Source organism: Agarivorans sp., assembly GCF_050295395.1.
Classification (GTDB): domain Bacteria; phylum Pseudomonadota; class Gammaproteobacteria; order Enterobacterales; family Celerinatantimonadaceae; genus Agarivorans.
The window spans coordinates 1-10708 of the sequence record NZ_JBNKPP010000028.1; the positions used below are offsets into that span (position 1 = coordinate 1).

Genomic DNA, 10708 nt, shown 5'->3' on the forward strand with positions numbered 1-10708 from the left:
ATTCTGCGGCAAATAATCGTTAATATCTATTTCATCTATCTGCTCTGGTTTGAGATAGGCCTTGGCGTAATCCAAGTAAATGCCCGAGTTTAAAAACAAGGCGAAGATATCCGCGTCAATATGTTGGTCATCACACATAAAGCGCATAATTTTTAGCGATTGGCTCAAACTCTTACCCTCTTTATAGGGGCGGTCTACCGCGGTGAGTGCTTCAAAAATATCGGCAATCGCCATCATTCTTGCGGTAATTGGCATTTGCTCTTTAGTGAGCTGCTTCGGATAACCAGTGCCATCCATTTTCTCATGATGGCCTCCGGCAATTTGTGGCACGCCTTTTAAGTGATCAGGGAAAGGCAGCTTATCGAGCATAATAATGGTTTGTACTATGTGGTCGTTAATCTTGTAACGTTCTTCTTCGGTTAAGGTACCGCGAGCGATACTCAAGTTATACAACTCACCGCGGTTGTATTTAAACTCGGGCACATTCAGCTTAAAGCCCCAAGGGTTATCATCGCTAATCTTCTCATCTTCGCGCCGATGAATAATGTGCTCAGGTTTATCGGCAAGCAAAAACTCGGTTGCAGGCAAGCTAGATGGGGGATCGCGGCGGCGATCTAACTCCATGTGTGACAGTCCTAAACGATCATCTAGAGTTCGCTGCCAAGTGCGCTGCCCAATTTGTTGCAAACGTTGAATGTCTTGCGGCTCCATAAACTCGCCGCCTATATTCGCTTTGGCGACCAAAGCAAATTCCTCGTCTAACTGCTGCAATGTTTGCTCTAGCTGTTGCTGCAACTGTTGCTGCTGTTCGGTACTCGCCCCCTTGGCAATTTGCTGCCAATAATCTAACTGAGCATCACGCTTAAGCACTTCAAAGCGAGTTCTAATTTCATGGATGCGATCATAAATCGTCTCAAGCTTAGTCGCCTTATCAACCACATATTCGGGCGTGGTTACCTTGCCGCAATCATGTAACCAACTAGCAATATATAATTCTTCCCACTGCGCCTCACTCATTGAGAAGTCGGCAAATACCCCCTGTTGTTGCTCAACCGCCGCCGAAGCCAACATTTTAGTCAGCTCGGGTACCCGTTGGCAGTGGCCGCCGGTATAGGGTGACTTAGCATCAATCGCTCCCGCAGTTAAACGAATAAAGGCTTCCAGTAAGTTCTTCTGCGTTTCGATTAAATGTCGGTTCTCAATGGCCACAGTCACAAGGCTACTCAAGGCGTCAATAAATGACAGAACCCGAGGCATCACCTTGCTTTCATGGAAACTAAATGTGGCGCTCATGCCCACTAACTTTTGTTCTTGATTAATCAACGGTGCCACCACCATCGACAGTGTTTGCTCTTGAAACTCAAACTGCACAAACTTACTGGTGGGGCTGGTTGTGCCATCAAGTAGGTGTTGCACCAAGGGTTGTGACAAAGTGTCGCTATAGGAAAAAGCGGTGGGCAACAGAAAGTCTTTAGCTGGTTTAGTTTGCAAGACAAACTGTTGGTCTTGCTTCAACCAAATTGCGCCATATTCCATGCCAACAATGGTTTGCATCTCCTGAACACTTTTCTTTAATAGCCGCTCAAAGTTATCTTCTTCGCCCAACATGGTTGAAACATCAGCGAATTGCTTAATGGTTTTCTTTAATTGCTCAGTAATACGGCTCAACTGATGAACTTCCAATACCACCGAATGCACCTGTTCGGTTGCATCAAAATCAAAAGCCATTATCGCTTCGTTTTGCTTCATCAATTCTTGTAAGGGCGTAGCCACTAAACGCGCCACATACCAAGCCACAGGAATAGACAGCAGAATAATTAATAAACTAAATATGATGGACTGATCACGGGCGGAGCGCGCTTCGGTTAATACTTCATGTTCTGGAGAGACTAAACCTAAATGTAAGCCCTTTATCGGCGCGGCTACGCCAGGTTCGGTATTCAAGGTGATTTCGATAATTTGGCCTATCCAATCCTCCCCATCACCAACAATGGTAAAGTTAGTTTGGTGGTTTTGGGTATATTCGGCCAAGCGCGAGATCACCCCAAAATCCTGCGCGTCTAAACGTGGCAGAATAACCTGATCTTGCTCCAGCCTAATATGCTTAGCTATCCAATCTGGTCGTTGATGGGCCAATACCGAAAAATCATTATTAAATAACACCAGCAATGAAGAAGGGCTGATTAAGTTTTTATGCAGGCTACTAGAAACACTGGCCAAAGTAATATCGGCCCCCACCACCATATCGCGTTTAGCATTCACCTTAGCGAAGGTCACCCCCACTTGTTTGGTGGTATAAAATACATAAGGTGCAGTGGCGACTACCCCAGATTGCTGCATGGCCAGTTGATACCAAGGCCGCTGGCGAGGGTCGAGTCGATATTCACGTTGAATATCATCGATAATCGGCTGCAATTGTTGATCAAAAAAACGTTGTGTTGATTGGCCATTAATAATCTGTGTTACCAAGACTTCTGCGCCAACAGGGGCCTGCACTATCGCTTTTTTTTCCGCAGAATCTAAAGCGCGAACCAAGTAGAAGTCGCCATTCTGATAACCCATGTAAATGGCCGACAAGCCGCGCTGCTGGCGTAGAGTGGCATATAACATGGGCAACCAACTTTGATGATCATGTTGTAATTGCTCAATGCTTAAATTCATCGCCGCTAAGCTATTAACAAAATTCTGGGCAGGGAAAATAATCCCCTCTAGCTCCGCTACCGTGGCCCGCCCAACTTGGTCAAGTGCGCGAGCTTGATTTTGTGCCACCATGTCACTGGTATGGAAATAGTTGATAGTACCAATCACTAAACCACTCGCAAATAACATGATAATCATGACCACAACGAGGTGGATCTGAAATGAAAACCGGTGCGAATTTCCTTGCTGGTGCGAAGATGAAGCAGTCATTAGCTATCCTTGGCCCTTGTTTACATTACTTATTGAGCAATAGTTCAACTATCGCAAGCGAAACTCATATTCGCAAGATAAAGTGCCTATTTTTTATGCTGTTATGTATCAAGTGAGATACACTCACTTGGCCGCAAACAAGGTCTTAAGACGAGCAAACAAGGCTCAACTTATATTTATACCCAATAAAAACCAATCTCCCAGCAGCACAATAAATGGATCCTTAATGTTAGTCGGGCCATTTAGCGTTATAATCTCAATCACTTTAATAGCTAAGAGAGTAACAACTTGCAGTTTTCTGAATTTGGCCTTGATCCCCGCTTAAATAAAACCATTCAACACTTGGGCTTTGGCGAAGCCACAGAGATCCAAGCTAGAGCCATTCCCGCAGCGATGGCAGGAAAGGATCTACTGGCCTCTTCAAAAACCGGGTCAGGCAAAACCCTTGCCTACTTATTGCCAGCCATGCAACGCATGCTCAAAACACGCGCCTTATCGAAACGTGATGCTCGCTGCTTAATTCTGACGCCAACCCGAGAACTGGCTAAGCAAGTTTTTGCCCAGCTACGTTTATTGATCGCCAATACCCAAACTCGCGCCTGCTTGATAACTGGCGGGGAAAACTTTAATGACCAAAGCAAGTTGCTGCGCAAGGAACCACAGATCATCGTGGCCACACCAGGGCGCTTAGCCGACCACTTAAGTAAGCGTCATTTATTCCTCGATGGTTTGGAATTGCTGATTCTCGATGAAGCGGACCGTATGCTAGACCTCGGTTTCGCCGAGCAATTGAATTCTGTTGATCAAGCCGCCAGCCACCGTAAGCGCCAAACCTTAATGTTTTCGGCCACTCTCGATGATGCAGCCATCAATAGCTTTGCACTAAAACTATTGAATGAACCAGAGCGCATTGCGGTTGGTTTTAGCTTTACTCAGCACCAGGATATTCAGCAACAGTTTTTACTCAGCGATCACTTAGACCACAAACAACAGCAACTCAGCGAAATTCTTAAGCAAGAGTCACTCAAACAGGCGATAGTATTTACCGCGACTCGAGCCGATACCGAGCGCCTTGCCCAACTGTTTAGCGAACAAGGGCTGCGCTGTTCGGCGTTAAGCGCCGATTTAAGCCAAGGTGCGCGCAACAAAATCATGGATGAGTTTAGCCGAGGACAACAAAAGGTATTGTTTACTACCGATTTAGCCTCGCGCGGTTTAGATATCGTGCAGGTGTCGCATGTGATTAACTTTGATATGCCCAAGCATGTGGAAGAGTATGTTCACCGTATCGGCCGTACTGGTCGCGCAGGTAACCAAGGCCAAGCCTACTCTTTAGTGGGCCCCAAAGACTGGTTTAGCTTTAAAAACTTAGAAGCCTTATTAGAGCAAAAAGTGAAGTTTGTTAGCCTAACAGGGCTTGAAGCTAAATTTAAAGGTCTGGCAAACAAGAAACATAAACCAAGCCTTGGCCAACCAGCGCAAAAACGTAAAGCCAAAGCGGCCAGCAAACACCATCAGAAGCCAGCCGTGAAAACCAACAAAACCTTCGTGGTGGGTAAAGATATGGGTGACGCCCCCATTAAACGCCAGAAGAAAATTGATAATGTTAGTGACTTAGACAGTAGCGAAGACTAGCCACCAGCAATTAGCAGCCAATCAATGGCTGCTAATACTGGCTTTTTCATGAGTGTCTTCGTAGACTGACGCCACTATAAATGAAAAAGATTCTTATTTAGATTATGCAGGCAGCTTCTCACTCTTCCAGTTTTACTTGGGCAACCATTCGCCAACAAGTATTTCAATACAAAAAACCTTTAGTCTATGCCCACCTAATTGCAATACTGGCGACACTAGTTAGCGTACCCATTCCCTTGCTTATGCCACTGTTAGTGGATGAAGTATTACTCAAGCAACCAGGGCAAGCGGTTTCGCTAATGCAATCACTACTGCCTCAGCAATGGCACACCGCCAGCGCTTACATTATTTGCATTTTGCTATTAGTGATTAGCTTGCGTCTTATGTCCTTGGTGATTAGCGTACTGCAAGCTCGACAATTTACCTTCATTGGCAAACAAATTAGCTTTTTGATCCGCGAACGCTTAGTCAACCATTTGCCTAAGGTAGAACTGCGCGAATATGAAACTCAAGGTTCTGGCGGGATCAGCGCCCGCTGCGTGACCGATGTAGAAACCCTAGATAAATTTATTAGTGAAAGTCTATCTAAGTTTCTAGTGGCCGTGCTCACCATTATTGGTACTGCGGCGATATTATTATGGATAGACTGGCAACTGGGTTTAATTATTTTATTGCTTAACCCCGCGGTGATTTACTTTTCCCGCTCTTTTGGCCGTCATGTAAAAGACTTAAAAAAACGCGAAAACGCCGCCTTTGAGGCCTTTCAGCTAGCACTTATTGAAACCCTAGATAGCATTCAACAATTACGCGCTAGCCAGCGTGAAGGTCACTATTTTTCACGGGTGGTGAACGCCGCCTCTGAATTAAAAGATCATGCGATAGCATCCCATTGGAAAACCGACGCGGTCAACCGCCTGAGTTTCACTATTTTTTTAGTTGGCTTCGAGATTTTTCGCGCCATAGCCATGCTAATGGTGGTATTTTCCGACCTCACCGTTGGCCAAATATTTGCGGTGTTCGGTTACCTATGGTTCATGATGGGACCGGTGCAAGAAATTCTCAATATTCAATACAGCTACTATAGTGCGAATGCCGCCTTAGCCAGGCTTAACCAACTATTTGAACTCAAACAAGAGCCCTCTTATCCCTGCGAAACCAATCCCTTCGCCGAGCAGCGCCAATTTGATATCGACTTTAAAAATGTCGATTTTAGCTATACTGCCGAGTCACCGGTACTACAAGACATTAGCCTTAAGTTACCTGCCGGAAAAAAAGTTGCGCTGGTTTCGGTGAGCGGTGGTGGCAAGTCAACCTTGGTCAACCTACTGTTAGGGCTTTACCAAAAAGACCGAGGCGACATCTTGTTTAATGGCGTGCCGATAGAACAAGTCGGCTATGCCTGTATTCGCAGCAACATAGCCACTGTTTTACAGCAACCCATTTTATTTAATACCAGTGTTCGCGAAAACTTAAGCATGGGCAATCAGCACAGCGAACAGGCGCTATGGCAAGCGCTGGCCATAGCCGAGTTAGCCGACACGGTGAAGCAACTACCTGAACAACTAGAGACCCTAGTAGGACGCAGTGGAGTAAAACTATCTGGAGGCCAAAAACAACGTTTAGCCATTGCCCGAATGGTATTAAGTGATCCGCAAGTGGTGATTCTGGATGAAGCCACCTCGGCTTTAGACACCGAGACCGAAGCCAAACTGCATCGCAATCTTAAGGCCTTTTTACAACAGCGCAGTACCTTAATTATTGCCCACCGCTTAAGTGCAATTAGGCAAGCCGATCTGATCTATGTATTAGACGACGGTAAAATTAGCCAAGCTGGCGAGCACCAGCAATTGATTGCACAAACCGGTTTGTATCAAACACTCTACCAACACCAACACTAAACCAATACGGCACTCACTCGGCTAAGGTAACGCTCTGCCACTTCGGCTTGTTGTAAGTAAGCGGTTAAAGCCTGCTGCGCAGTTTGCTTGCCGGGGTGGCGCTGCTGGCTACATACCAACAATTGTTGCTGGCGGCGCTCCAGTTTTAATTCGTGCTTCAACAACAGTTGATATTGAGTATCACTGAGCAAAGGTTTAATGGTTTTACGGTGACGGCGAAACTGCGCCAGTTTTTGTTCACTATCGCGGATTTGCGCTAACAACTGTTCAAGATTTACCGTCCAAGACTGCTGCTGACAAAAGCTCAACCAAAGCAAGAGATTTATATTGCGCTGTTGCTTATCTTGTAAACTCAAACACAAGCTTTGCAATTCGGGGTTAGCGTAAACATGTTGGGAAAACTGCCAAAAACGTTCAGCAACATTTTGCAAGTTAGGGACTAAACAAGATTTCGAAATAACGGCGTACTCCATCTCATCAGCAAAATATGACGACTCACCGCGCCAAGTAACGCTGCGATTACTGTCAATATAACGAAACACCCAGCCTAACAAAGTCAGTAAGTCTCGGATATTTCTGTCTGATTTTTAGTTTTGCTTAGCTGTAAACAAAAAAAAACGCTATCAATGTAGATAGCGTTTTAACTGAAATGTTATGCGGCAACTATTAAAGAGCGGTAACATTCTCAGCTTGTGGGCCTTTCTGACCTTGAACTACTTCAAACGTTACTGCTTGGCCTTCAAGCAAAGTACGGCGTCCATTGCCATTGATAGCACGAAAGTGAACAAATACGTCCGGACCTTTCTCTTGTGCAATAAAACCAAACCCTTTTTCGTCGTTGAACCATTTAACGGTTCCAGATAATACCTGACCTGACATTATCGTCCTCTCATATTCCATGTGCATATTTAACGTTGTATTAGCTAGGCAAGCCAGCGACAAAAAGTTAAACCCACCTAAAATATTAGAACAGCGAAAAACTTTGGACTATCAACAAGCATTGCTACAGCAAATTACATTCTCTACTAAATACTCAATAAATCCAGTGCTAAGTCATCAAATAATGTTAAATTTTGATTAAAGCATTGAATAAACATATTTAGAATTAACAAACTAGCAAAGAGATGAACAAAAAACAACCAAGCTACAACTAAAGTTATTTGTGCTTTGTATCGATAAGTGGCCAAAGTAGTTTTTCTAAACCCGCCACCTGTATTTCTAAAGCCAAGGCCATTAATTGGCCTAATTCCCCTTTGGGAAAACCCTGCTTATTGGCGAACCAAAGCAAATATTCCTCTGGTAAACGGATGATTTCTCGGCCGGCATATTTGCCAAAGGGCATTTTTTGACGAGCTACTTTTAGTAGCATTGCTTTGTCAAAAAGCCCCTCGCCAGAAAAAGACTGCTCACTCATTGTTCAAATAATTCCTTAGGCGATCCAAATTCGCCCACATTATGCTAGCCTGCCAATTTGTACAATAAAATCAACCAAGGAAATAACATGTTAAAGAGCAACGAATACTTTGACGGCAAGGTAAAATCTATTAGCTTTGCAGGGAAAGAAAAGCCTTCTTCAGTTGGCGTAATGGCTGAGGGAGAATATGAATTTGGCACAGCCGAGCCCGAGTTAATGGTGGTTATCGCTGGCGAACTGATTGTAAAATTACCCGGCGAAACCGAGTGGGTAAGTTACCAAGACGGACAACAGTTTAACGTTCCTGGTAATGCGAAGTTCCAACTTAAAGTGCCCACCGAAACCGCCTACCTCTGTGTTTACGGCTAGTTTGCAATGTTAAACGACGATCCAGATAAATTGCTAAAAAAGCGCCCTCAGTTAATTCATTCAGAAAATATGAAGGTGTGCTCGCATGTTCAGCGGGAGCAAGATGACTGGATCGTACATACGCTAATGCTTAGCGGCTATGACGTACCCTTTGTTTACAAACGTAAACAACGCTATCAAAACCTGAGTGGCGCAAGAGTCAACCTCAGTTACTACCCCAGCCAACAAGTTACTGCGGGCTTAGAGTTTGAAATTATGAAAGTGGTTCGACTGCGCCGTAGTTAGCTTTAGCTTGTTCGAATAGACTTAGGGCCAATTTACGCTGCTTGGCATGGTCTACGATGGGTTTAGGATAAGCTAAATGCACAGCATGCTTTTCTGCCCAAGTATGCGCTTGATGCACCTTTTTCCCAGGAACCTCACTTAACTCAGGTAACCAGTGACGCACAAACTCGCCGCTCGGATCAAAGCGCTCGCCTTGGGTAGTGGGGTTAAAAATTCGAAAGTAAGGCTGAGCATCGGTACCCGTTGAAGCAGCCCACTGCCAGCCGCCGTTGTTTGAGGCAAAGTCACCATCAATCAAATGCTGCATAAACCAACGTTCTCCGTGGTGCCAATCAATCAACAGGTCTTTACTGAGAAAACTCGCTACTATCATGCGTAAGCGATTATGCATCCAACCCGTTTCGGCCAATTGGCGCATTGCTGCATCCACTATCGGATAACCGGTTTTGCCTTGCTGCCAAGCCTGCAAAAGCTGCTCATCATGCTGCCAGCTGACTCGCTCGGTCCATTCTAAAAATGCTCGACCTTTACATAACTGCGGATAGGCCGCGATAAGGTGGCGATAAAACTCCCGCCACACAATTTCACTTAACCAAACAAAAGCGCCCCCTTGCTGGCTTTCAAGCACTTGTGGATGATCGTGATAGAGCCTGGCCAAGCACTGACGGGGCGATATTATGCCTAAAGCCAGATAGGCCGAAAGCTTACTGGTGCCCGCCTCTGCAGGGAAATCACGTAACTGCTGATAGGACTCGGCCTTCGCCGCGCTAAAGTCACGTAAACACTGAATAACCTGATGTTCATCGCATAGCCAAGCACTACTATCTTGGGTGGGGTAATCAAGCTTAACCGGTTCGGGCTGAGCCAGCAGCGGCTTAAAGCTGTCCGGCACCAACGATGCTAGCACCGCTGCTGGCGCAGCCAATGGGCTAAAACAAGCGTCGTCTAACTGGCCTAACCAAGCCTTACGAAAGGGAGTGAACACCTTAAATACCTGTGCGGTTTTCGTCAGCACCGAAGCCGGTGGCAATATGCAATCGCCATGGTAACTAAAGACCTCAAGGCCTTGCTGACTCAGGCTTTGCTGCACCGCTTGGTCACGGCGTTGTTCATTTAGCTCATATTGCTGCTGAAAATGCACGGCGCCAATATGATACTGCTGGGCTAACTGTAAAAAGCACTGCGGAACGCTAGCGAAGTCGGGACAATGCACGACCAACAAAGGAATATTCAACTCTGCCAACTGTTGCTGCAAAGTGGCTAAACGCCGCTCGATTAAATCGGCCTGAATCGGCGCAAGATCATGGCTTTGCCACTGTTGCGGGCAGGCAAGGTACACTGCCAATACCGCTTGTTTGCTGGCTACCGCTTGGCTTAAGGCTTGATTGTCTCTGACCCTAAGGTCATTTCTAAACCAGACTAATTGATGTTGCATCGCCATCCCTAAAATAATTGCTTGCTAGCATTACGTGCAGCCGATACGCTTCGATCAGCCCCCACTAAAGATAAACCAATTAAACCTGATAGAGTTCTAGTGGCAAGCCATCGGGGTCATTGAAAAAAGTAAACATCTTCTCGGTATAGGGATCCACTCGTAAGGCCTCCACCGCGATATTGTAGCTACGTAACTTAGCCACTACCTGTTCGATGTCATCCACCGCAAAGGCTAAATGCCGCAAACCTTGAGCTTCCGGGTAGCTGGGGCGAGGCGGAGCCTCAGCAAACGAAAACAATTCAATTTGCCCTCCTCCGGGAAGCGCTAAATCTAATTTATAAGAATCTCGCTGCTGCCGATAATGTTCAGCAATAGGCTGTAATCCTAAGATCTGCGTGTAAAAATGCTTTGAACTAGCATAGTCAGAACAAATAATCGCAACATGATGAAAACCCTTAAGCATGGTCTCTCCCTTAATTTGGCTAGTCTGTATTTGCCAGCTGTTACCCAAAACAAGTGCAGAGGCCACTCATCAGCACCTCCCAGAATATCGCTATAACAAGTTTAAGCCTGCACAGGAAAACATCTAGTAAGGTCGGCTAGCGACACCATTAACCACAGCAGTTAAAAATAAAATTTTCATTAAATAATTTTAAGTTTAATAGATAACAAAACTACAAAAATGATAAGTAACCATAGAATATATACTCTGGTCGGAGTTGTAGCAGGACGATCTCTTGCCTAAGATGCGCCCGATATTAG

General features: G+C 45.4%; 10 protein-coding genes. 4 read left to right on the forward strand and 6 right to left on the reverse strand.

Annotated elements, in window-relative coordinates:
- On the reverse strand, positions 1 to 2910 hold a 2910-nt coding region (locus tag ACQY6Q_RS02120; protein ID WP_427977311.1), incomplete at its 3' end, for an HD domain-containing phosphohydrolase.
- 288 nt (positions 2911 to 3198) lie between these two features.
- Between ACQY6Q_RS02120 and ACQY6Q_RS02125 the strand changes: the two genes are divergently transcribed.
- Positions 3199 to 4545: a DEAD/DEAH box helicase gene (locus ACQY6Q_RS02125; protein WP_427977314.1), complete on the forward strand. Its 1347-nt coding sequence runs from the start codon at positions 3199 to 3201 to the stop codon at positions 4543 to 4545.
- Between the two features lie 104 nt (positions 4546 to 4649).
- Positions 4650 to 6443, forward strand: a complete 1794-nt coding sequence (locus tag ACQY6Q_RS02130) for an ABC transporter ATP-binding protein (protein ID WP_427977318.1) — start codon at positions 4650 to 4652, stop codon at positions 6441 to 6443.
- Here the strand turns inward: ACQY6Q_RS02130 and ACQY6Q_RS02135 are convergent.
- The 3 genes from ACQY6Q_RS02135 to ACQY6Q_RS02145 all read right to left on the reverse strand — a co-directional run bounded on the left by ACQY6Q_RS02135 (position 6440) and on the right by ACQY6Q_RS02145 (position 7857).
- Positions 6440 to 6985, reverse strand: coding sequence for a DUF2390 domain-containing protein (locus tag ACQY6Q_RS02135; protein ID WP_427977321.1), 546 nt, complete (start codon positions 6983 to 6985; stop codon positions 6440 to 6442). The two genes, ACQY6Q_RS02130 and ACQY6Q_RS02135, sit on opposite strands and share 4 nt — an antisense overlap.
- A gap of 124 nt (positions 6986 to 7109) precedes the next feature.
- Complete coding sequence (locus ACQY6Q_RS02140) at positions 7110 to 7322, reverse strand: cold-shock protein (protein ID WP_427977323.1); 213 nt, start codon at positions 7320 to 7322, stop codon at positions 7110 to 7112.
- Positions 7323 to 7599: 277 nt separating this feature from the next.
- Positions 7600 to 7857 (reverse strand): DUF3820 family protein, encoded by a 258-nt coding sequence (locus ACQY6Q_RS02145; protein WP_427977325.1) that lies wholly within the window; start codon positions 7855 to 7857, stop codon positions 7600 to 7602.
- Positions 7858 to 7944: 87 nt separating this feature from the next.
- Between ACQY6Q_RS02145 and ACQY6Q_RS02150 the strand changes: the two genes are divergently transcribed.
- Positions 7945 to 8226 (forward strand): pyrimidine/purine nucleoside phosphorylase, encoded by a 282-nt coding sequence (locus ACQY6Q_RS02150; protein ID WP_427977328.1) that lies wholly within the window; start codon positions 7945 to 7947, stop codon positions 8224 to 8226.
- A 6-nt stretch (positions 8227 to 8232) separates the two neighbouring features.
- Complete coding sequence (locus ACQY6Q_RS02155) at positions 8233 to 8511, forward strand: hypothetical protein (RefSeq protein ID WP_427977330.1); 279 nt, start codon at positions 8233 to 8235, stop codon at positions 8509 to 8511.
- Here the strand turns inward: ACQY6Q_RS02155 and phrB are convergent.
- Together phrB and gloA2 are read right to left on the reverse strand one after the other, a co-directional pair.
- Complete coding sequence (gene phrB / locus ACQY6Q_RS02160; protein WP_427977333.1) at positions 8480 to 9946, reverse strand: deoxyribodipyrimidine photo-lyase; 1467 nt, start codon at positions 9944 to 9946, stop codon at positions 8480 to 8482. The genes ACQY6Q_RS02155 and phrB overlap by 32 nt on opposite strands.
- 79 nt (positions 9947 to 10025) lie before the next feature.
- Positions 10026 to 10409, reverse strand: coding sequence for an SMU1112c/YaeR family gloxylase I-like metalloprotein (gene gloA2 / locus ACQY6Q_RS02165; protein ID WP_427977336.1), 384 nt, complete (start codon positions 10407 to 10409; stop codon positions 10026 to 10028).
- Positions 10410 to 10708: the final 299 nt, after the last annotated feature.

Excerpts from the sequence above, each read along its gene's own strand:
- ACQY6Q_RS02150 (WP_427977328.1), top strand. The coding sequence starts at position 7,945 with ATGTTAAAGAGCAACGAATACTTTGACGGCAAGGTAAAATCTATTAGC.
- ACQY6Q_RS02140 (WP_427977323.1), bottom strand. The coding sequence starts at position 7,322 with ATGTCAGGTCAGGTATTATCTGGAACCGTTAAATGGTTCAACGACGAA.
- ACQY6Q_RS02130 (WP_427977318.1), top strand. The coding sequence starts at position 4,650 with ATGCAGGCAGCTTCTCACTCTTCCAGTTTTACTTGGGCAACCATTCGC.
- gloA2 (WP_427977336.1), bottom strand. The coding sequence starts at position 10,409 with ATGCTTAAGGGTTTTCATCATGTTGCGATTATTTGTTCTGACTATGCT.
- phrB (WP_427977333.1), bottom strand. The coding sequence starts at position 9,946 with ATGCAACATCAATTAGTCTGGTTTAGAAATGACCTTAGGGTCAGAGAC.
- ACQY6Q_RS02155 (WP_427977330.1), top strand. The coding sequence starts at position 8,233 with ATGTTAAACGACGATCCAGATAAATTGCTAAAAAAGCGCCCTCAGTTA.
- ACQY6Q_RS02145 (WP_427977325.1), bottom strand. The coding sequence starts at position 7,857 with ATGAGTGAGCAGTCTTTTTCTGGCGAGGGGCTTTTTGACAAAGCAATG.